The organism is Xanthomonas melonis (assembly GCF_020783655.1).
In the GTDB taxonomy this organism is placed as follows: Bacteria; Pseudomonadota; Gammaproteobacteria; order Xanthomonadales; family Xanthomonadaceae; genus Xanthomonas; species Xanthomonas melonis.
Map to the genome: position 1 here is coordinate 118,742 of NZ_JAJGQH010000013.1, position 19,093 is coordinate 137,834.

General features: G+C 65.7%; 21 protein-coding genes and 2 other RNA genes. 11 read left to right on the forward strand and 12 right to left on the reverse strand.

Annotated features, from left to right (window positions below):
- Positions 1 to 21: 21 nt before the first annotated feature.
- Both LL964_RS14190 and LL964_RS14195 read left to right on the forward strand, forming a co-directional pair.
- Entirely contained in the window at positions 22 to 624 is a 603-nt protein-coding gene (locus tag LL964_RS14190; RefSeq protein WP_228329459.1) for an SCO family protein, read from the forward strand.
- 99 nt (positions 625 to 723) lie between these two features.
- Positions 724 to 1,269, forward strand: a complete 546-nt coding sequence (locus tag LL964_RS14195; protein WP_104585332.1) for a copper chaperone PCu(A)C — start codon at positions 724 to 726, stop codon at positions 1,267 to 1,269.
- Between the two features lie 4 nt (positions 1,270 to 1,273).
- On the opposite strand, the gene LL964_RS14200 is transcribed toward LL964_RS14195, so the two are convergent.
- A non-coding RNA gene (locus LL964_RS14200) (sX9 sRNA) lies at positions 1,274 to 1,349 on the reverse strand.
- A 148-nt stretch (positions 1,350 to 1,497) separates the two neighbouring features.
- Between LL964_RS14200 and LL964_RS14205 the strand changes: the two genes are divergently transcribed.
- The 4 genes from LL964_RS14205 (at position 1,498) to LL964_RS14220 (ending at position 3,397) form a co-directional block, all read left to right on the forward strand.
- Complete coding sequence (locus tag LL964_RS14205; RefSeq protein WP_104585330.1) at positions 1,498 to 1,896, forward strand: winged helix-turn-helix transcriptional regulator; 399 nt, start codon at positions 1,498 to 1,500, stop codon at positions 1,894 to 1,896.
- A gap of 418 nt (positions 1,897 to 2,314) precedes the next feature.
- Positions 2,315 to 2,497, forward strand: a complete 183-nt coding sequence (locus LL964_RS14210; RefSeq protein WP_104585328.1) for a hypothetical protein — start codon at positions 2,315 to 2,317, stop codon at positions 2,495 to 2,497.
- Between the two features lie 279 nt (positions 2,498 to 2,776).
- Positions 2,777 to 3,007: a DUF1653 domain-containing protein gene (locus LL964_RS14215; RefSeq protein ID WP_104585326.1), complete on the forward strand. Its 231-nt coding sequence runs from the start codon at positions 2,777 to 2,779 to the stop codon at positions 3,005 to 3,007.
- A gap of 45 nt (positions 3,008 to 3,052) precedes the next feature.
- Positions 3,053 to 3,397 (forward strand): hypothetical protein, encoded by a 345-nt coding sequence (locus tag LL964_RS14220; RefSeq protein ID WP_104585324.1) that lies wholly within the window; start codon positions 3,053 to 3,055, stop codon positions 3,395 to 3,397.
- An 80-nt stretch (positions 3,398 to 3,477) separates the two neighbouring features.
- On the opposite strand, the gene LL964_RS14225 is transcribed toward LL964_RS14220, so the two are convergent.
- Both LL964_RS14225 and LL964_RS14230 read right to left on the reverse strand, forming a co-directional pair.
- Positions 3,478 to 4,215, reverse strand: coding sequence for a DNA/RNA non-specific endonuclease (locus tag LL964_RS14225; RefSeq protein WP_104585322.1), 738 nt, complete (start codon positions 4,213 to 4,215; stop codon positions 3,478 to 3,480).
- Between the two features lie 563 nt (positions 4,216 to 4,778).
- Positions 4,779 to 6,881, reverse strand: a complete 2,103-nt coding sequence (locus LL964_RS14230; protein WP_104585320.1) for a methyl-accepting chemotaxis protein — start codon at positions 6,879 to 6,881, stop codon at positions 4,779 to 4,781.
- Positions 6,882 to 6,971: 90 nt separating this feature from the next.
- Between LL964_RS14230 and LL964_RS14235 the strand changes: the two genes are divergently transcribed.
- Positions 6,972 to 7,046: non-coding RNA, sX9 sRNA (locus LL964_RS14235), on the forward strand.
- Positions 7,047 to 7,049: 3 nt separating this feature from the next.
- On the opposite strand, the gene LL964_RS14240 is transcribed toward LL964_RS14235, so the two are convergent.
- The 3 genes from LL964_RS14240 to LL964_RS14250 form a co-directional block, all read right to left on the reverse strand.
- Positions 7,050 to 7,478 carry a type 2 periplasmic-binding domain-containing protein gene (locus tag LL964_RS14240; RefSeq protein WP_104585318.1) on the reverse strand — a complete coding sequence of 143 codons (429 nt, stop codon included), beginning with the start codon at positions 7,476 to 7,478 and terminating at the stop codon, positions 7,050 to 7,052.
- Positions 7,479 to 7,488: 10 nt separating this feature from the next.
- Positions 7,489 to 8,658: a hypothetical protein gene (locus LL964_RS14245; RefSeq protein ID WP_104585316.1), complete on the reverse strand. Its 1,170-nt coding sequence runs from the start codon at positions 8,656 to 8,658 to the stop codon at positions 7,489 to 7,491.
- Positions 8,659 to 9,068: 410 nt separating this feature from the next.
- On the reverse strand, positions 9,069 to 9,470 hold the full coding sequence (locus tag LL964_RS14250; RefSeq protein ID WP_104585314.1) for a Rid family hydrolase: 402 nt from the start codon (positions 9,468 to 9,470) through the stop codon (positions 9,069 to 9,071).
- A 126-nt stretch (positions 9,471 to 9,596) separates the two neighbouring features.
- On the opposite strand from LL964_RS14250, the gene LL964_RS14255 reads away from it, so the two are divergent.
- On the forward strand, positions 9,597 to 10,535 hold the full coding sequence (locus LL964_RS14255) for a LysR family transcriptional regulator (protein WP_104585312.1): 939 nt from the start codon (positions 9,597 to 9,599) through the stop codon (positions 10,533 to 10,535).
- Here the strand turns inward: LL964_RS14255 and LL964_RS14260 are convergent.
- From LL964_RS14260 to LL964_RS14275, 4 genes are read right to left on the reverse strand one after another with little or no spacing between them, the layout of a single operon-like run.
- A complete protein-coding gene (locus LL964_RS14260) occupies positions 10,532 to 11,188 on the reverse strand; it encodes a DUF2894 domain-containing protein (RefSeq protein WP_104585310.1) in 657 nt (218 codons plus the stop codon). The two genes, LL964_RS14255 and LL964_RS14260, sit on opposite strands and share 4 nt — an antisense overlap.
- Positions 11,185 to 11,850 (reverse strand): OmpA family protein, encoded by a 666-nt coding sequence (locus LL964_RS14265; protein ID WP_104585303.1) that lies wholly within the window; start codon positions 11,848 to 11,850, stop codon positions 11,185 to 11,187. The genes LL964_RS14260 and LL964_RS14265 overlap by 4 nt, the downstream gene beginning before the upstream one ends.
- Positions 11,847 to 14,504, reverse strand: coding sequence for a DUF802 domain-containing protein (locus LL964_RS14270; RefSeq protein ID WP_104585302.1), 2,658 nt, complete (start codon positions 14,502 to 14,504; stop codon positions 11,847 to 11,849). The genes LL964_RS14265 and LL964_RS14270 overlap by 4 nt, the downstream gene beginning before the upstream one ends.
- A 10-nt stretch (positions 14,505 to 14,514) precedes the next feature.
- Entirely contained in the window at positions 14,515 to 15,252 is a 738-nt protein-coding gene (locus tag LL964_RS14275) for a DUF3348 domain-containing protein (protein WP_167395186.1), read from the reverse strand.
- 423 nt (positions 15,253 to 15,675) lie between these two features.
- Between LL964_RS14275 and LL964_RS14280 the strand changes: the two genes are divergently transcribed.
- Positions 15,676 to 15,888, forward strand: a complete 213-nt coding sequence (locus tag LL964_RS14280) for a hypothetical protein (RefSeq protein ID WP_104585299.1) — start codon at positions 15,676 to 15,678, stop codon at positions 15,886 to 15,888.
- Between the two features lie 49 nt (positions 15,889 to 15,937).
- Here LL964_RS14280 and LL964_RS14285 read toward each other — a convergent pair whose 3' ends face one another.
- On the reverse strand, positions 15,938 to 16,291 hold the full coding sequence (locus tag LL964_RS14285) for a YkgJ family cysteine cluster protein (RefSeq protein ID WP_104585297.1): 354 nt from the start codon (positions 16,289 to 16,291) through the stop codon (positions 15,938 to 15,940).
- Positions 16,292 to 16,586: 295 nt separating this feature from the next.
- Here LL964_RS14285 and LL964_RS14290 point away from each other — a divergent pair, with 295 nt between their 5' ends.
- Entirely contained in the window at positions 16,587 to 16,760 is a 174-nt protein-coding gene (locus LL964_RS14290; RefSeq protein WP_167395185.1) for a hypothetical protein, read from the forward strand.
- A gap of 201 nt (positions 16,761 to 16,961) precedes the next feature.
- On the opposite strand, the gene LL964_RS14295 is transcribed toward LL964_RS14290, so the two are convergent.
- Positions 16,962 to 18,125: a zinc-dependent alcohol dehydrogenase gene (locus tag LL964_RS14295; RefSeq protein ID WP_104585296.1), complete on the reverse strand. Its 1,164-nt coding sequence runs from the start codon at positions 18,123 to 18,125 to the stop codon at positions 16,962 to 16,964.
- 254 nt (positions 18,126 to 18,379) lie between these two features.
- On the opposite strand from LL964_RS14295, the gene LL964_RS14300 reads away from it, so the two are divergent.
- A complete protein-coding gene (locus LL964_RS14300) occupies positions 18,380 to 18,991 on the forward strand; it encodes a DUF4142 domain-containing protein (protein WP_104585295.1) in 612 nt (203 codons plus the stop codon).
- The last annotated feature ends 102 nt before the right edge of the window (positions 18,992 to 19,093 follow it).

The following is a 19,093-nucleotide window of genomic DNA, read 5'->3' on the forward strand; positions in this document are numbered from 1 at the left end:
CGCGGAAGGATGGGAATCAGCATGCAAACGCTGCGAGCTGTATGGAAGCAACGACTGTTGCAGGCGATGCTGTGGTGTCTGGTCTGCATTCTGGCTGGGTGTGGGCAACAGAGCGGCGGATTCGCTCCCGATGGCGCAGACCTCAGCCCGATGGCGCGCGGCCTGGATTTCTACCTCTACGACACCGAAGGCGCGCCACGGCCGTTACGCAGTTTCCGTGGCAAGGCGTTGGTGCTGTTCTTCGGTTTCACCCATTGCCCGGATTTGTGCCCGACTACACTGGCGCGTGCGGCGCAGGTCAAGCGCAGGCTGGGTGCGGATGCAGCCAAGGTGCAGTTTGCGTTCGCGACGCTGGACCCGCAACGCGATAAGCCAAACGTGCTCAGGACCTATGTGAAGGCATTCGATCCGGACTTTATCGGCTTGACCGGCAGCGAAGGAGATATCCGGGTGGCGGCAGGCAATCTAAAAGTGAGCTATGCGAAGGTGCCGATGGGGCCGGCATATACCATCGATCACTCCACGCGCAGTTTTCTCTTCGATCGCGATGGACAGCTGCGCGTGGGCCTAGCACACGAGCAGACCGTGGACTCGGTTGTGCACGATATCCGGCAAGTGCTCTAGCTGACGCAAGAGCGCGCTGCCGGCTTCCCGATGATCAACGTCGATGACTGCTATGCACGGCGCCGTGGCGCCCGCAGGGCTCGACCCTAGGAGAACGAAATGAAATTGCATCTGCTGCTGGTGAGTGCGTTAACTGCCTTTTCGATGGTTGCGTGCGAGCGCTCGCTTGCGCCCGAGGCCAACCCGGCGCCGGCTGCCACGGCATCTGCTGCGACCGCGGGGCCGGCTGCTGCCCCTGTGGTGGTGGCGAGCGGGGCGTGGTCGCGCGCAACCCCGCCGGACGCGCCGGTGGCGGGCGGCTACCTCACCTTGCGGAATCAGGCGGCAACGCCGGATCGTCTGGTGGCGGTGGAATCGCCGGCCAGTGCACAGGTCGAAATCCATGAGATGACGATGGATGCCGGCGTCATGAAGATGCGCCATCTCGAGCAGGGGCTGGTGTTGCCGCCGGGTAAGGACGTGGTGCTGGGGACCGGCGGGACGCATTTGATGTTCATCGCACCGGCTGCGCCATTCGAACAAGGCAAGCCGGTGGTGGCCACGCTGGTGTTCGAGCATGCGCCGCGCGTCGAGGTGCATTTCGACGTTCGTCCGATGGGCGCATCGGCGCCTGATGCCGAATCGCATGACCAGCATATGCACTAAGAGTGGCTAACCAAACGTAGCGAGCAGTCGTCAGGTGGGGGTGGGCGGCGCGGAGGAACCGCAGTGTACGAGTGGGACATGCCGCACCGAACACCGGCCGCGCCCGCCTGGCGGGGAGCGCAGTAGTTTTTTTTAGCGGCTCTAAACTGCGCCAGTGGAACACCAATCCGCCAGTACCACCACATGCGATGCCGCTACCGGCGGCTCACGATCAGGATCAGGTAACCAATGGAGACATCAAAAATTCCGTGTTGTGGTGTGGCGCGTTTTTTCCAGCTGCTGGAGGGGCCATGGGCGTCGCTGATCGTGCGCGAGCTGCTTGCGGGGCCGCGCCGGTTCACCGAACTCCGGCAGGCACTGCAGGGCATCAGCGCCCATACACTGACCAGCCGCCTGCGGCAGTTCGAGGCCTCCGGTCTGGTGGTGCGCACTGCGTACGCGCAGACGCCGCCCCGTGTGGTCTACGAACTCACGCCATTGGGGGAGGGGCTGCGCGGCGTCTTCGACGCCTTGCGCGAGTGGGGCGAGTCAGTGCCGGTGGAGGCCTTAGCGGTGACGCAACCCAAGGATGGCGTGGCAATGAGCATGCGCGAGATTGCGGCTGGCTGCCCGTTTACCAAGTCCTGATGGGGCATTCTGCATAGCCCCACGGCGTCACGCGCTGGCACTTCGTCGGTCGCGCCGGTCCACGCTGTTATCGGCATCATGGTCTGGTAGTAATCAGTGAACTTGCGTGCGCTATAGCGCCGCTCGGTACGCAGCGGTATATGTGGCGCAGCGCCAGGTCGAGTCGAGCAGGATCACGGCGCGCCCTCCGCGTACACTGCAGATGGAGTTGCACATGCTGGTGTCCGGGGCACCAGCCTTCACTGTGCGCCCGGCTGTTGTTCGGGCGAAGTCGAACGCGAGCGATGCGACAATGGCGATACTACGTGTACGCAACTGCGTTCCGGGCGCACGCGACGGTCGCGCTCGTGACACACGTGCGCGTCACGGCTGCAGGAGGAAGGTGAGCCGGGCGGCCTTCTGCCGCGGGAGCTGAACCATGCGCACCAATGAGAACGGCAAGCCTCGCATCGATGAGCCGGCATCGCCTAATGGGGTGAAGGCGCCCGGCAAGCGCGAAGATCCACTGCAGGACGGACCTGCGCAGGACACCGAGATCGATGACGACGACAGCATCGAAGACGACGACAGCATCGAAGACGATGGGGACGATGAGACATAGACACGTCGGCTCCAACGCCGTTGCGACGCGCGACAACGGGTGCTGCATGACCGATCTCTTGCCGCTGATGCACGGTGCCCGAGGGATTGGCGATCCTGTAGTGGTGATTGACAAGGCAGCACCGCAGACAGAGACGATCCGGTGCACGAGGCGGCAGGTGGACGAACCGCCGCAGCCCCGATCCTTGCATGAAAAACCCCGGTGACGTGGCGCCGTGTCCGATCGCTTCCGGGGCTGCTGTCCGCCTACACTGGCACGCCCTCGACCGCAGTGACTGCCATGGACACCTTGCCGCCATTACCCACGATCGCACCGGGCAGGTATCGCCACTTCAAAGGCGGCCTGTACGAGGTTCTGGATGTCGCGCGCAGCAGCGAAACGCTGGAGGCGCTGGTGTTGTACCGGCCTCTCGACAGCGACGTCGGCCTGTGGGTGCGGCCATATGCGATGTTCTTCGAGCACGTGGACGTCGACGGAGTGCTGCAGCCGCGCTTTGCACCGGTCGTGTAGCAAGGCCAGCGGCGACATGTTCACCGTCTTCGTGGCGCAGCAGCGGTGAGCGGGGCCACGGCAGCCATCACCACCATCACCACGCCGGATGGGCGCTACCTCATCGTGCGCGGGCGGCTGTGGCGCACCAGCGATCCGCATCTGAGCGACGATGCGCGCGCCGCTCTGGTCGCTGCGCTGATGGACGCGCGGCGTGCGGTGAAGGCAGCCAAGCGCAGCGGCGATGGGGCACAACTCGCCGCGGCGCGCGGGGCAGTCGATGCTGCCAAGGTGGCCCTGGGAGAGCGCGGCCCGGTGTGGTGGAACGATGGCGCGAAGGACTTCAACCGCCATCTGGTCAAGAACACGCCTTACGCTGCATGGTTTGCGGCCATCGACGAGGCTCCCTAGGCAGCAAGCGCTGCAAAGCGTGGTGCGGGTGGACCCATCAGCAGGCCCACCCGCACTGGTATCGCCTAGCTCAGCCTCACTCAGCCCAGGTCGCAGTTGCTCGGTTGCGGCCAGGTGGTGGCGGGCAGCATCGCCTTGACCGCTGCCGGCGCGGTGATGCCGATGGTGCTGGCGCCGTAGAGATCTTCGAGTTCGTCGATGCTGACGATGTAGCTGTCGAGCGAGCCCAGGTTGGCGCTATTGGGAATCAGCCAGCTGATGGCACGGGTGCCGCCGCCGGGATTGGCGGTGATGATGGTCTTCCAGAAGAAGTCCGGCGTGCGGATGCCGTGGCTGGCCAGGAAGTAATCGTTGCTGGTATCGCTGTAGATCACGCCGCCATAGACCTGCACGCTGGCGATGTCGCGATAGCACTCGGCCACGTTCTCGGCGCGTACCCAGATGCCCTGATTGAAGCTGGACACCTGCGGCACGATGTTGGACATGAGGTTGGCGCGGCGGATATAGGTTGCGTTGTAATCCATGTGGTTGGAGGTCACCAGATGGCCGCGGTCGTAGCCGGAACGCACGCTGGCATAGGACGCGCTGGAGGTCTGCCCGGCGCAGCCGCTGGGCAGGTCGGTGTCCAGGTTGAAGCTGGAGGGGCGTGCGGCCGAGCCGGTGTCGGCCTGCAGCACGTATTCGTAGCGCAGTGCGGTGCGGTTGGTACAGTCGTAGCGCAGCGTGTAACCGCCCTTGTTGAGGGTGACAACCTGGGCACTGGCAGTGGCACTGACAGCGGCAAGCAGCAGAACGACGAAGAAGGTCCGTAAGCGCATGGGAGTGAATCTCCTGGAAATCGATCGGACGCACGAAGCCACCGCCGGCTGCTGGTGAGCAGATCGACGCTCAGCGGACGCGCGCTGGAAAGGGACGGTTGGCTCGTTGTCTAGCGAGCGCAACAGCTATCGCATGCCAATGTTGCTTGTTGGTGACGTATGCGTGAAGAATGTGCGGTCGCACCATTTTCGTCGATGGAAATGTGATGGATACCGCATAGTTGGCGAGTTTAATGGACAGGCAATAAGCGCCTGGTTATGGCAGATGCGCGCGAAAGCAGCCGCGAGCCAGGCGTTTTGCAGCGGTGCACCGCGACATCGGCAAAACGCCCTTGCCGTCATCGGGCCTCCAGGCCAAGGCCGTCCAGGCCGCCCGCATCCGGCGGGAGAAGGTCACGCCAGGGGCGAGGACAGGAAACGCCACGCAGTGGCGTCAACACCCGGCGCACCAGACATCGCTGCCGGATCGTCGGCGACTGCTGCCAGCGGACAGAAAAAAGCCCTCCCTCCGCAGTCCTAGCGGAGGGAGGGCAGCAAAGGTGTGGCGATGATCGGTGGATCGACTATGCGGCATCCCTTTCCAGGTGCTGCGCGCTTGCAGGCTCCAGCTGGAACAGCGAAACCAGCTGCGTCAACGTGCTGGACTGCTTTTCCATCGCACGTGCGGCGGCCATGGCTTCTTCCACCAGTGCAGCATTCTGCTGGGTGGTTTCGTCCATCTGGATGACGGTCTGGTTGACCTGCTCGATGCCGGCCGATTGCTCGCTGGAGGCGGCGGTGATCTGCCCCATGATGTCGGTGACGCGATTCACGCTGGCCACGATCTCGGTCATGGTGGCGCCGGCCTTGTTGACCAGCGCCGAGCCCTCGGCCACCTTGCCCACCGAGGCGTCGATCAGTTCCTTGATCTCTTTGGCGGCGCCGGAAGAGCGTTGTGCCAGCGTGCGGACCTCGCTTGCGACCACCGCAAAACCACGCCCCTGTTCGCCGGCGCGCGCAGCCTCCACAGCCGCGTTCAAGGCCAGGATGTTGGTCTGGAAGGCGATGCCATCGATGACGCTGATGATCTCGGCGATCTTTCTGGACGAGGCCTCGATGCCGGTCATGGTGCCGACCACCTGGCTCACCACTTCACCGCCCCTGGATGCCACATCGGCGGCGCTGCGCGCCAGTGCGTTGGCCTGGTGGGCGTGTTCGGCGTTCTGCTTGACGGTGGCAGTGAGTTCTTCCATCGACGCGGCGGTTTCTTCCAGGTTGGCCGCCTGTTGCTCGGTGCGCCGCGACAGATCCTGATTGCCCGCGGCGATCTCGCCGGCGGCGGTGTCGATCTCCGCCGACGAATGCTGGATGCGCCCGACAATATCGGTCAGACGGTCCACCGTGGTGTTGGCGTCGTCGCGCATGCGCGCGAACACGCCTGCGAAGTCGCCCTGCATGCGTGTGGTCAGATCGCCACCGGCGATGGCCTGCAGCAGCTGCGACAGTTCGCCCAGACTCTTGTCAGAGGCACTCATCAGGTGATTGAGGTCGACCACGATCTGGCGGAAATCGTACTCGAAGGCGGTCTCGTCGCCACGCGCGCTGAAGTCGCCTGCCGCTGCGGCGGCGGCCAGCCGCTTGATCTCGCCGTTGACCGACAGCAGGCTGCCGCGCACATCGTTGATCGACTGGCTGATCACCGCCTTTTCGCCCGGCAATGCCTCCAGCTGCTGCGACAGATCGCCTGCCGCATAGCGTTCGATCAGGGCGACGATCTGCATGGTGACCGCGATATGGCTGGATACCAGCGTGTTGCTGGCGCGCACCATGGTGCCGAATTCGCCGGGGAAGTCCTGCTCTGCGATGCGGTGACTGACCACGCCGGCTTCGTGCTTGTGGCCCATGTCCGTCTGCGCCTGGATCACCCGGCGCAACTGGCGCTGCATGCTGTCCATGGCCTGCAGCAGTTGTCCGACCTCGTCGTTGCGGTCGATCGAAATGAGGTTGTCCAGCTTGCCCGACGATACGGCGTGCGCAATGCCCACGGCGCGGTTGAGCGGCTGGGTGATGGCACGTGCGACCACCCAGCCGAAGGCGATGCAGACACCCGCACCGACCAGGCCCAGGACCAGGCCGCCGATGCTGGCCGCCACCGAGCTGTCCACTGCTTCCTGCACCGTGCCACGGAAGCGCGCGTCGGCGCGCTTCTGCATCGAGGTCAGGGTGGTGCGGTAGGCCTCCAGCGCCGGCGCCATGGCACTCATCTGTTGCGCATCGGGTTCGCGTTGCTCCACGAAGGCGGCAGCCACGCCATGCGCCAGGCTGTAGTAATCGTCGAACTGCTTGCCCAGGTGGGCAAGCTCCCTGGCATGGGCCGGGTCGGCCTTCTGCAATTTGAGGTAGGACGCGTGGATGTCGTCGGCCACCGGCTTGGTGGCCGCCAACATGTCCGCATCGCCCGCGGCCGCCGCGCCGTTGAGCCCATTGATGAGCTTGTCCAGCGCAGCCACGTTGCGGGTCATCGCGTCGAGCAACGGGAAATGCACGTCGCGTACGGCTTCCAGGCGATCGTTGTTGCGATGAAACACCAGCGTGCTGAAAGCGACATAGCTCGATAGGCAAACGATCGCCACCGCAGCCGGCATCAGAATTTTCCAGAACAACGGGAGTGACAGAAGGCGGCGCATGAGTGGCTCTCGAGCAGGGGGCGGATGAAGAGCAGCTGACAAAACTCCTGTGCAGTCGCTAGATGGGCGCGACCGCTGCTCGGAATCGGCGTGTACCAACCGTACACTGCGGTTCCTCCGCGCCATCCACACCCAACTGACGACTGCTCGCGACGTTCGTCAGCCGCCCTACGGCTTCAGGACGACCTTGACGCTGGCATCCACGGCACTGGCGCTGATGTAACCGATCGCGCCCGGCGTGGCGCCGACTGCCTTCTTCACCGCATCGTCGCCACTGACCCGCTTGGGCCGTTGTGCCTTGCCGGTGAACATCAGCTGCGACCAGTACGACTTCAGCTGCGCCGAATCGCGCGAGGCGACCTTCTTGTAGAACTCATCGCGTACTGCGGCGCCTTCTTCCTGGTCGATCGGCACGGCGGCGCCACCACCCGGCAGGCTGTTGGACTTGGCCAGGAAGATCTGCGACACCTGCGCCGCGCTCAGGCTGTCCGGGCCACCCTTGGCGGACATCACCACCACTACATCGGCATTGGCCGATGCCGCAACCATTGACAGCACGGCAAGCAGGCATCCTGCGGAACACTTGGAAAGTTTCATGGGGGCTCTCTTAGAACACGAAGTCGACGGACGCAGACAGCAGGTTGTAGCTGCCGCCCGGACGGAAGCCCGGCTGGATGTTGTTCAACGAACCGAACGAGCCGGCGTTGTTGTCGATGTGGCTGGCCTGCAGCTTGAACGCGACGCTCTCGCGCACGTCCCAGCGCAGCGAGGCGGTGAAGCTATGGCGACCGCTCTCCGCCTGTGCGACGGCACGGGTCATCACACCGAGCCGGTCCTCGCCCGGCGCGATGCGCGGGCCTTTGCGGTCGACGTGGGCATAGGTGAGCGACGGCGTCAGCGTACCGAAGCGACCACCGACGCTGAGATAACCGGAGGTGGTCTTGCCGTTGAGCGAAGGCGAGTAGTCGGCGCGGATCACTTCGCTGCGCAGGAACCAGCTGCCCGGATCGTAGGCATAGCCCACGCTGGCGAAGCTGCCATCCACACCGTAGGTGGAAATGCGGTCGGCCAGCGCCGGATTGACCCGCTGGTAGACGGAGAACAGGCGCTCCAGCTGCGGGGTGGCGAAATCGGTCGTGCCCACGATGTAAGCGGCGCGGAAGGTCGAAGCGCCCGATTCGAGGCCCAGCGCGAGTCCGCGCATGGCGTACACGTCGGCCTTCCTGGAATCGATGCGGCCGTAGAACCCTTGCACGCTGACCACGCTCTCGCCGGCGTTGACGGTATATACGCCTTCCACGCCATCCATCGGCAGCAGATAGTTGTAGACCTCGTAGGGCGGGCGCACCCAGGGGGTGGCATAGCCGACGCGCTGGTATTCGGAGAGCATGTACAGCGGTGCGGTGATGCGGCCCAGGCGGGCGGCGAACTGCGGGCCGAACTGGTATTTCACATGCGCCAGGGTCACCTTCGGCGCGTAGTCGGCGCGCTCGGCGTATTCGCTGGTCACCTGCAGCACGCCGGTGAAGTTGTCGGTGAAGTTGGCATTGACCTGGCCGGCCAGGCGCGAATCCGGGCGGGCCGAGGTGGCGTGGCTGGCGCCGGCACCTTCGACGGTCTGGATGTCGGGCGTGAAATCGGCCTGATCCTCCGTCGAGTGCACCACGCCCAGCGTGCCGAAGCCGCTGAAGGAAAACATCGGATCCTGTTGCGCGTGGGCGCCGGTGGATGCGGCCAGGGCGATGGCGCCACTGAGAAGTTTGACGGTCAATTTCATTGCAATCTCGCCTGGAAGATGATGGACGCAGCGCCGTTGGCGCATACGGGCAGAACGGTGAATCACTGCATGCTCTGAGTCCCGGTAGCGGCCGTCTGCGCTGATTGCTTTAGCGCTTTTTTTACGTCTCGCCCAAACGATTAAGCGCTGTGAGAATTACATTAATAAATGATAGGCAGGTGCTATCGCTGCGATAGCGAGTGCATTCGTAGATGGCGGATGACAACGCGTGTGTCATCCACTGCAAAGGCGCTAAGCCCTGATGGTGTGCATGGTCGGGACTGGCCCGCGCGTTTCGGAAGACCGAACGCGACGCGCCACGCGCAGGCGGACCCGGGCGTGGCGCGTAGGTGATGCAGGGCGACGATCGCGCCCGCCTGGCGGCTGCGCAGTCGTTCTGTTCGCCGCTCTTATTGCGCAGCTGTCGGGAGCTTGACCACGACCTTGATCTCGAAGCGGAAACCGGCCAGCCAGGTCACGCCCACTGCGGTCACGGTGGGATAGGGTGCCGGGCCCCAGTAATTGGCCCATTGCTCCCACGCCGCTTCGAACACCGTCTCGGGGTCGACCATGAACAAGGTGACGTCCACGACGTCCTGCGAGGTGCATCCGGCGGCGCTGAGGACGCTGTCCAGATTGACGAAGGCCCTGGCGATCTCGTCCTGCAGATCCGGCTCCGGCGAGCCGTCTTCGCGGCTGCCGACCTGGCCGGCGACGAACATCAGACCATCGGCGCGAACCGCGGGCGAATAGCGATGGCGCTCATACAGGGCGTGGCGCCCCGGCGGAAAAACGACGTCACGTGTTGCCATGGGAAATCTCCATCGAGGGGTGGGAAACAACGAGTAGATACCGTAAAGGCGGTGTAGCCGGCGATAAAGCAGCCGTGGCCGTCAGCACTATTTGTAGAATCCAAACAATTCGGCAGCGAGGTGACGATGGATCGATTCGATGCAATGCAGGTGTTTGCGCGTGTTGTCGAGGCCGGCAGTTTCACCAAGGCCGCCGAAACGCTACGGATGAGCCGTGCCAGCGCCACCCAGCTGGTGCAGCAACTCGAGACGCGGCTGCGGGTGAGGCTGCTCCATCGCACCACGCGCAAGGTCACGGTCACCGCCGACGGAGCGGCGTACTACGAGCGCGTGGTGCGCCTGCTGGCGGACATGGACGACGCCGAAACCAGCCTGTCCGACGCCTCCACCCTGCCGCGCGGGCGGCTGCGCGTGGACGTGCCCAGCCCGCTCGCGCGGTTGATCCTGATGCCGGCCCTGCCGGCCTTGCACGCACGCTACCCGGATCTGCAACTGGACATGGGCGTCAGCGATCGCACGGTGGATGTGATCGGCGACAACGTCGACTGCGTGGTGCGTGGCGGCCCGATCGCCGACCAGTCGCTGGTGGCGCGCCAGGTGGGCGAATTGCAGGCGGGCATCTATGCGGCGCCGGGCTATCTGCAACGGCACGGCGTGCCCGCGCATCCGCAGGGGTTGGACGACAGCCACCATCGCAGCGTGGGCTTCATGCGCGCCGCAGTGGGAAAGACGCTGGTCCCGGTGTTGCACCGCGGTCAGGAGAGGGTGCAGTTGCAGATGCGCCACGTGGTGACCACCGACGATGGCAACGCCTACCTGGCTGCCGGCCTGGCAGGCATGGGACTGTTGTGGCTGCCCACGTACATGGCGACGGCGCACCTGACCAGCGGCGAACTGGTGGAGGTGTTCGACGCGTGGCGTACCGAACCCATGCCGCTGTACGTCGCCTTTCCGCCCAACCGGCATGTCAGCGTCAAGGTGCGGGTGTTCATCGACTGGGTGGCGGAGCTGATGCAGCACCATGCACCGGTGCCCGGCTACAACGTTCGAGACCGGCCTGCCTAACTGCGCCGCCTGGCCGTGCCGCCGCGGCCGCGTTTGTTGCCCACCGCCGGCACCGGCGCGTCGGTTTCGCCGGAGAGGACGCCGCCGTGGTGCATCTGCTCCAGCCACGACAACGCGTCCACGTAGCCGAGGAAGTGCTGCAGATACCCGGGCGAATGCGCGCGCATCAAGGTGATGCAGCGGTGCACCAACACGCTGGAGTTGAGCGGGCCGGCGTCCTTGGGCGCTTCCTGCAGCGACTGCCGCACCTGGCTGGCGGTGCGCACGGTGGTCCAGGTACGACGAAAATCGTCCAGTGCCGGCAGTTCGGGAAACGCCAGCGCATCGGTGGCGGCGGTCCTGCGGCTGTCCACTTCCATCAGCGCGGCATGCCCGGCCAGCTGGTCGCTCAATGCCCCCAGCGCACTGCGTTGCGCCCGCGGCAAGGCGGGCGCACTCCGGGCGTTGCGCGCTGCATTCTTGAGCGCGGCGGCGTACGCATCGGCCAGCACGGCGAGTTTTTCTTCCAGCACGTCACGCACCGCCTCGGCCTGGCTGTCCGCACGTGCGGCCAGGGTCTGCATCAGATGGAAACGGACCGGGTCCAGCTGGTCCTTGCCCTGCTCGCGCCAGCGCTGCAGGCGTGCGCGGACGGAGGTCGCCTGTGCGCTCATCGCGTCGGTGTGGCCTGTGCGGCGGCGTCGCTACGCCGGGTGGACGGGCGCGCGATGGGGGCGATCTCTACCCGGCGATTCCTTGCGCGACGGGCTTCATCGGCGTTGGAATCCACCGGTTGCTGCGAGCCGAAGGCGGCGGCGAACACCGCGGAGGCCGGCACGCCCTCGGCAATGAGCGCGCGGGTGACGGTGAGCGCGCGCTGCGCGGACAGCTCCCAGTTGTCGGCGTAGCGGCGGTTGCCGCCCAGCACCGGGCGGTCGTCGGTGAATCCACTGACCATCAGGATCTCTTCGCGCGCGGCGAGGTACTGCGCCAACGGCGCCGCCAGCGATTTCATCAGTTCGCGGCCTTCCGGTTGCAGTTCGTCGGAGTTGAAGGCGAACAGCACGTTGCCGCGGATGCCGATGCGCCCATCGACCAGGGTCACGCGGCCTGCGGCCAGTGGTGCGGCCAGCGCCTGTTCCAGCGTCTTGCGGCGCTGTGCCTCGGCCTGCTGTTGTTTGACCGCATCGTCCAGGCGGCTGGACAACTGCAGCTGCACGCCGATCACGCCGACCAGGATCAGCACGAAGGCACCCAGCAACACCGACATCAGGTCGCCGAATGCGGCCCAGATCGGCGTGCCGGATTCGCCGTCGCTTTCGATCTCGTCGCTCATGCCGGCTCCGTTGCGCCGGCATCGCTGCGGCCGCGGTCGAGCTGGCGCAGTTCTTCGATGATCTGCTTCTGCGACAGCATGCTCAGGTCGACCACCTCGCGTGCCTGCGCCACGTAGTAGGCCAGTTGGTCGTCGCTGCGCGTGAGCGATGCCTCCAGTGCGGTGGCCACGTGTTGCAGGCGCTCGTTGAGTTCGCCGGTGGCGTTGCCGAATACCTGCACCGCCACGCCGAAGGCTTCGCCCAGGCTGGCCACTTCCACTGCGCTGCCGCTGACATGCGCGGCCACTGCGCCGAGCTTGCCGGTCTCGCTGCCGATCTGTTCGGTGAGCTGGTTGCCCACGCGTTGCAGCAGATCGGCCGAGGTGGCGACCAGGGCATCCACCGCCTCGCGTTGTTCGGTGGAGGCGTGGTTGACTGCGTTGAGCAGGGTATCCAGCGTGGCCAGCAGGCGAGTGCGCTCTTCCAGCATGGCGGTGTCGCGCACCATGCTCTCGGACAGGCTCTGGCGCAGTTCGGCCACCACGTCGGCGGCGGCCTTGGGGGCTTCGGCGGCGATCTGCATCAGGCGAGAGACTTCTTCGATGGTGGCGCTGGCCTGCGCCTGCGCCTGCGTGGACAGCGTGCCGGCGGTGCTGGCGAGGGTGTCGCAGATGGTCTGCTGCTGCTGCGCCACGCGCTGCCCGGTCTGCTCCCACTGGCTGCTCAGGCGTGCGCTCATGGCGGTCAGCTGCTCGCTCCACAACGTCAGGCGCTGGGTGTCGCGCGCTTCCATCGCGGTCTGCAACGCGAGCTGCGATTGCTGCAGGCTGTCGGCCAGCGCCGCGGCATGCGCGTCGAAACTGGCGCTGGCCGCGGCCAACGCGCTGCGGTGTTCGTTCGCCAGCGCTGCACCGGCCTGCTGCTGTTGCGCCAATGCCTGGTTCCAGGCCTGGGCCGCGTCGTTGCCGGACCGATCCATGCGCTGGGACACCGCCTCGATCAGCGCGCCGGAACGTGTATCGAAGGTGGTGGCGAACTCGGCCAGGTGGCGCTGCAGTTCCTGGGTGAGGGTGCGGTTGCTGCGTTGCTGCTCGGCAGCGGCAGCTTCCCAGCTTGCCGCGGCGGCCGCGGTGCTGGTTTCCAGGCCGTTGGTCACGCTGTCCAACTGCTGCTGCACGGCCTGCCGCACACCGTCCTGCAGCACGGTGGTCTGTTGCGCCAGCTGTTCCAGCGTGGCCTGCGCGTGTGCCTCGAGCGCCTGGGTGGCGCGCCGTTGTTCGTCGAGCATCGAGGTCCACTGATCGGCCGTGGCGGCGTTACTACGCGAAACGCTTTCGTCGATGGCGCGCAGTTGCTGCTGCAGGGCCACGCCGACGCTGTCATGCAGCGTGATGCTGCGCTGCTCGATCTGTGCCAGCACCGCCTGCAGTTGCTCGCCGAGCGCCTGCTGCGCACGTTCCTGTGCGGACAGTGCGGCCTGCCAGTGTTCGGCGGCCGTGCGTGCGCTTGCGGCGGCGACCTGTTCCAGCCCATGCAACTGCTGCTGTACCGCTGCACCAACGCTGTCCTGCAAGGCGGCAGCCTGCGCGCCCAACTGTTCCAGGGTGGTCCGCAGCTGCGCATCGAGTGCGCCTTGCGCCTGCTCCTGCGTGGCGAGCGCGCGGCTCCAGTGCGCGCCGGCATCGGCAGCGCTGCGTTCGAAGCCGCTACCGATCGCTTCCAGCTGCTGCTGGACGGCCTGGCCGAGCTGCGCCTGCATGGCGGTGGTATCGCGCGCGATGCTGGCCATGGTGGCTTCCATCGCCGGCTGCAACGCAGCGCCGACCGCGCGCGCACTGTCGGCAACGCCGGCCTGCAAGGACTGCTCCATCGAAGCCGCCAGCCGCGCATAGGCCGCTTCGGTTCTGGCATGGAAGTCGGCCTGGCTGGCAGCCAGACGCTCATCGGCGGTACGGCTCTGCTGCTCGATGCTGTGCATCAGCGCCTGCATCCGATCGATCAATGCCGGCATCAGGGCGCTCTGCTGCTGCTGCAGCTTGAATGCTTCCTCGCGCTGATAGGCGTCCGAATGCGGATGCAGTTCGGCGGCGATCTTCAGGTCCAGCCGTTGCACCGCCTGCAGGCGTTCGCGTCGGCACAAGGCCGACAGCAGGCCCAGCATGGCCGAGCTGGCGACGCCGGCGATGGACGTACCGAAGGCGAAGGCCAGGCCTTCCACCGGTGCAGCCAGCGAGCCACGAATGGCCTGCAGGTCGGCGGCGCTCTGCAGCGCAAACCCGGTGCCCCTGAGCGTGGCCATCATGCCGAGCAGGGTGCCGAGCATGCCCAGCAGCACCAGTAGACCGACCAGGTACGGCGTCAACACCGGCGCCGGCAACGCCACGCGCGTCCCCTGCACGCGCAGGCGCACTGCGTTGCGCAGGCTCGGGTGCAGTTGCTCCAGCCATGCATGCAACGCCGATGGCGCGGCGGCAGGCCCGGCGACCGCGCTGTCCAGCGTGCCACTGGCCTGGCGATACCGGTACAGCTCCAGTGCACCGGCGACATAACAGGCGCCGATCACCGCCGCGATGCAGGCGCCCAACGGGTTGGACCCCAGATAACCGATGCCGACCCAGCAAACCGCCAGCAGGCCGATGAGAAACACACACACGTGTACGAGAGTTCTGAACATGGGGTCCCAGTTAGCGGGTACGAAGCGCTGCAAGCAGGCCTTCGATGGGGTGAAAACGAACATCCAGTTCGGCGAGCAACACGCTCTGCATGTCCTTGCGGAAGATATCCAGCCAGCCATCGGAGACGGCGCGTGGCGCGGCTTGCTCCTCGGCGGGTGGGGTAGACGCGTGCGCGGCATCGCGCAGGCGCTCGAAATGCAGGCCCAGCAGCCCGGGCACGGTGTGCAGCAGGCTCTGTTCGCGTGGGCTCAGGGTCAATTCCATCACCGCATCCACTTCGGCCAGCCGGGCCATGTCGGGCGAGACCAGCGCCAGCAGGTCGCGCAGCCGCCCACGCAGGTCGCCGGTGGCCGTGCGCATGGCGCGCTGCATGGCCAGGTAGTGCTGCCGGAACGGCGCATAGTCGGCCGGTGCGGGCGCTGCCTGCGACTCGGCAGCGCTGCGCGCGTCGGCACGCAGGCGCGCCACCAGGGCATCCAGGTCGGTCACGCTGCTGCTGGCCAGGCCGGCGCGCACCCGCGTGCAGGCCTCGGCGTCGAGCGGGCGCGGCTCTGGCAGCGCATCGGTGTCGGGCAGCCTGCCGTCCAACGCCTTGGATACGGCGACCGCACGCGTCCAGTCGATCCATTGGCTCAGCCGATCGGCCAATGCATGGTTGGACTGGGCGACGCGGACATCGCTCAGGCGTGCCAGCAGGCGAATGAACGCCGGGCCCGAGAGGGGCGCCCGTGTAGCAACTTTCGCCATTGTTCCGGTCAAAGACCGCGCATTTTACACGGGAATGCGCGCCGTTCGAGGCGCTGCGCCGGCGGCGGCAACACGCCGGGCCCGGGTGCGGCCCGGGGGGGCGCACGGTTGCCGCGGCGTGCCTGTCACGCAGGCCCGCAACGGATGGCCCGGGGGCGGCGCGCCGGCGTTGCAAGGATCGCAGGTCCGATGCGCCACGATGCCGCCCATTCCTTCGCGCAGGCCCGTCAGTGGGCCCGCTGTGTGGAGCTCAGGCTGCTACAAGCCATTCTTCCGGTTGCAATGGGGTTCGCGCATCGCCGGTTGCCGTCGGGCAACGCTAACCAATTCAGTTTCAGAGCCGGCGTCGTCTGGCTGTCCCTGTTCTGTAAGCTGAACCGAGATAAGCTGCGGACCGGGGAGATTCCCCCAAGAGGTGACACGATGGACCGCTCCGACATGCAGGTGTCCGATCTACTGGTCCTGGAACTGCGGGGATTCCACGATGTCTATGGCCGTGGGCCGGACTTCTGGGACGCCTACCAACGCATCATGGGCATCGCAGCGCAGGCTGGCGGCGACATGATCACCCTGGCCAACGAGATGGCCGCCCTGGCACAACGGCTCGGCGCCACCGATCGCGCGCAGCTGCTGTAGTCGCCAACGCCCTGGTGCGGTGGCCACGGTAGCGCCGCAGTACGAACCTTCATGCCGTGTGGAGCGTCAACGGAATGCCCCGCTGGCGTTGATCGGCGTAGCTGGCGCGGACTTCGCGGCAGTACGGCCCGGACATGACGAAGCGGCGGCAGATCGCCGGACGCGTTTCGTAGATCGAACAGCACATGCGCGCAGCATCGATGGCCACGCACCACCCCTCCTCATCGCGTGCCATCACGCGCCAGCCTTCCTGCGTCACGCTGGTCAGATGATGCGGGATGCGGTCGGACGGGTCGACCAGGACGGTGAGCCGGCAACAGACGGCGTCGCAGCGTTCGCAGAGAGTGTTGATGGAAAAGCCCGGAAAGAATGAGGGCACGCCGAAGGTGTGCGCGCTCACCATACACCTTGAGCGCGCGCGGATGTGAATCGCGCGTCGCACGGTGAGCGCGCTGCCTCGCACTGCCGTGAGCTCAACACAGCAGTCGGATGGCCTGCATCGCGTTCAGTGGCGTTGCTGGCTCAACGCTGGCAGCGCAGCGCTGCACGGATCGCGAAAGTCCGCGCTTGCAGCGGCAAGTACCTCGATACTGGATAGCCTCGTTGCCTTTGTCGTGTCGATGCGAAGACGAATTTCACCCCGGATGCCGTACGCAGGTCGTAGCGTGTGGACACATTGCAACAGAGCGGAGTGCGTCATGAATCGGCCTTCCATCCACGCCAATCCAACCAACAACAACGACAACGACAACGACAACAAGACCCACCACGACGATGACCGGCAGGATGCCCTGCAGGACGAGGCGGTGGAAGAGACGTTCCCTGCCAGCGATCCGGTGTCGCCTTTCGTACCAGCCAAGCCGTTGGATTGAGACCTCGGGTCGGCTACACCCGTCAGGCAACGCTAGCCGCGCCGGCGCGGGACCCCTCCGTTCGCACGCCCTGGTCGGCAGCGGTGCTTGATCCTTCGGTTGCCCCACCATCAGGACGAGGGCTGGCTGAGAACCGTAGCGCTGCGGCTTTCATCGAAGGCCGCAGCGCTGGCGAACATCGTGCCGTGCGACGCGACTCACCTACGGCGTCAGCACCACTTTGCGGCAGTCGTCCTGCTTCTTGTCGAATACCTCGTACCCGCGCGCTGCGTCCGCCAGCGGCATCCGATGCGAAATGATGGCGTTCGGCTTGAGTTCCCCGTTGCCGATGCGTTCCAGCAGGTACGGCATATGCTTCTGCACATGTGTCTGCCCCATCTTGAAGGTCAGGCCCTTGTCGAATGCGTCGCCGAACATGAAGCCGTGGATGAAGCCCGCATAGACGCCGGGTACGCTGACGACTCCGCAGCGGCGCGTGGCGGCGATGCATTGGCGAATGGCAACGCCGCTACTGCCTTCCAGCTTCAGATTGGTCAGCGCAGTTTCGAGGGCGCTGCCTTCGGCTTCGAAGCCCACCGCTTCGATGCTGGCATCCACGCCGCGGCCATCGGTCTGCGACACGATGATGTCGGCCGGGTCGTCGACTTCGTCGAAGTTGATCGGAATGACGCCATACGCCTTCGAAGCGAAGTCCAGCCGATATGCCAGGCGGTCCACCATGAAGATGCGTTCGGCACCGAGCATGCGGCAGCATGCCGCCGCCATCAGTCCCACCGGGCCCGCGCCGAAGATCGCCACCGTGGATCCCTGCTTGACACCGGCATCCACCACGGCCTGGTATCCGGTAGGCAAGATGTCGGACAGGAACAAGACCTGCTCGTCATGCAGGGCGTCGGTCACCACCAGCGGCCCGACATTGGCCTTGGGCACGCGCACGTACTCTGCCTGGCCGCCGGATAGCCCGCCATACAGATGGCTGAAGCCGAACAATGCGGCCGGGGGGCGGATGTCCTTGTGATTGAGTGCGGCGCCCTTGCCCGTGTTGGTGGTTTCGCAGGCGGAAAACTCCTGCAACACACAATGGAAGCAGCGCCCGCAGGCCACCACGAATGGAATCACGACGCGGTCGCCACGCTTGACCGCGGTGACGTCGGGGCCGACATCTTCGACGATGCCCATGAATTCGTGGCCGAGAATGTCGCCATGGCGCAGGTCGGGAATCTTGCCGCGATACAGATGCAGGTCCGATCCACAGATGGCTGTCGCGGTGACCCGCAGAATCAGGTCATCGCGTTCGACAAGTACCGGATCCGGGACGGTTTCGACGCGTACATCGCGCGAGCCGTGATAGTTGAGCGCAAGCATGGAAGCCTCCGAGGGCGTGGTGGGGTATCAGGGCCGCGCAGTGTTCGCCGCGCAGCGTTAAGCCGATCAGCAGGGCACGTGGTCAGGGCGTGTACGTGGCATCTGCGACGTGGCGTTGATGCGCAGGTCACGTCTGGATAACCCGCGCGCTCGCACGCTCACTTGCCGTGCCCGGCCGCCACCGTGGTGTCCGCTACGGGCTCTGGCATTCATTCCACAACCGTCGCCGTGAGGCGATCAATCAGGAGGCAACAATGGGACTTTTCAGGATGGTGACCGCCGGCGCGGTCGGTTACGTGGCCTACAAGGCATGGCAGCGCCATCAGGAGCAGGCAGGCCAGTCGCTGCGTGCCCCGAGCCTGCTGCAGGACCGACAAAGCGCTGCGTTCGACAGAACGCCGCCGCATGGAGATCCCCTGCAAGGCGCGATGAATACGGGTGGCGATCGCAAGCAGGCGCTGGGTGCATTGTCGGTCTTCAACGAACAGGAGCGCACGCTGGCGCAGCTGGCTGTGATGAAAGGCGTGCAGGGTTCGGTGCTGGAATTCGCGCGCAAGATGGACGAGGCGCACAGCGCGGCGCTGACCGACCTGAGCCGCTTCGCACCCGACCGCGTCGGTGCGATGGCGCAGGCCGCCGCGGCCCGGTCGGAAGGGGCCCGTAAGCAATTGGAACAGCTGGACGGCCAGAGTTTCGAGACACGCTATCTGCAGGTCAGCGTAACCAGCCACGAGCAGGCACTGGCGTTGCTCGATACACAACTGAGCAGCGAGCCGGGCTCCAGCGAACTGGGCAAGGAACTGCAGCGCACGCGCGCCACCATTGCCGAGCATCTCGAGCATGCCAAGACCTTGCGTGCGAAGTAGACACAGGTGCACTGAGAAGCGATGCCGTGGTGCTGCCAAAGCGCAGCGCCACGGCCGGTTGAATCGTGTTCGGTTCAACGCGCCGAATGCTTGATGAGGCGT

What these genes read in the sequence shown, in the direction of transcription:
- LL964_RS14225 (WP_104585322.1), bottom strand. Translation starts at nt 4,215, where the DNA reads ATGCGCTTACGGACCTTCTTCGTCGTTCTGCTGCTTGCCGCTGTCAGT.
- LL964_RS14265 (WP_104585303.1), bottom strand. Translation starts at nt 11,850, where the DNA reads ATGAGCGACGAGATCGAAAGCGACGGCGAATCCGGCACGCCGATCTGG.
- LL964_RS14285 (WP_104585297.1), bottom strand. Translation starts at nt 16,291, where the DNA reads ATGGTGAGCGCGCACACCTTCGGCGTGCCCTCATTCTTTCCGGGCTTT.
- LL964_RS14290 (WP_167395185.1), top strand. Translation starts at nt 16,587, where the DNA reads ATGAATCGGCCTTCCATCCACGCCAATCCAACCAACAACAACGACAAC.
- LL964_RS14300 (WP_104585295.1), top strand. Translation starts at nt 18,380, where the DNA reads ATGGGACTTTTCAGGATGGTGACCGCCGGCGCGGTCGGTTACGTGGCC.
- LL964_RS14250 (WP_104585314.1), bottom strand. Translation starts at nt 9,470, where the DNA reads ATGGCAACACGTGACGTCGTTTTTCCGCCGGGGCGCCACGCCCTGTAT.
- LL964_RS14195 (WP_104585332.1), top strand. Translation starts at nt 724, where the DNA reads ATGAAATTGCATCTGCTGCTGGTGAGTGCGTTAACTGCCTTTTCGATG.
- LL964_RS14240 (WP_104585318.1), bottom strand. Translation starts at nt 7,478, where the DNA reads ATGAAACTTTCCAAGTGTTCCGCAGGATGCCTGCTTGCCGTGCTGTCA.
- LL964_RS14280 (WP_104585299.1), top strand. Translation starts at nt 15,676, where the DNA reads ATGGACCGCTCCGACATGCAGGTGTCCGATCTACTGGTCCTGGAACTG.
- LL964_RS14230 (WP_104585320.1), bottom strand. Translation starts at nt 6,881, where the DNA reads ATGCGCCGCCTTCTGTCACTCCCGTTGTTCTGGAAAATTCTGATGCCG.
- LL964_RS14190 (WP_228329459.1), top strand. Translation starts at nt 22, where the DNA reads ATGCAAACGCTGCGAGCTGTATGGAAGCAACGACTGTTGCAGGCGATG.
- LL964_RS14270 (WP_104585302.1), bottom strand. Translation starts at nt 14,504, where the DNA reads ATGTTCAGAACTCTCGTACACGTGTGTGTGTTTCTCATCGGCCTGCTG.
- LL964_RS14210 (WP_104585328.1), top strand. Translation starts at nt 2,315, where the DNA reads ATGCGCACCAATGAGAACGGCAAGCCTCGCATCGATGAGCCGGCATCG.
- LL964_RS14275 (WP_167395186.1), bottom strand. Translation starts at nt 15,252, where the DNA reads ATGGCGAAAGTTGCTACACGGGCGCCCCTCTCGGGCCCGGCGTTCATT.
- LL964_RS14260 (WP_104585310.1), bottom strand. Translation starts at nt 11,188, where the DNA reads ATGAGCGCACAGGCGACCTCCGTCCGCGCACGCCTGCAGCGCTGGCGC.
- LL964_RS14245 (WP_104585316.1), bottom strand. Translation starts at nt 8,658, where the DNA reads ATGAAATTGACCGTCAAACTTCTCAGTGGCGCCATCGCCCTGGCCGCA.
- LL964_RS14295 (WP_104585296.1), bottom strand. Translation starts at nt 18,125, where the DNA reads ATGCTTGCGCTCAACTATCACGGCTCGCGCGATGTACGCGTCGAAACC.
- LL964_RS14215 (WP_104585326.1), top strand. Translation starts at nt 2,777, where the DNA reads ATGGACACCTTGCCGCCATTACCCACGATCGCACCGGGCAGGTATCGC.
- LL964_RS14255 (WP_104585312.1), top strand. Translation starts at nt 9,597, where the DNA reads ATGGATCGATTCGATGCAATGCAGGTGTTTGCGCGTGTTGTCGAGGCC.
- LL964_RS14205 (WP_104585330.1), top strand. Translation starts at nt 1,498, where the DNA reads ATGGAGACATCAAAAATTCCGTGTTGTGGTGTGGCGCGTTTTTTCCAG.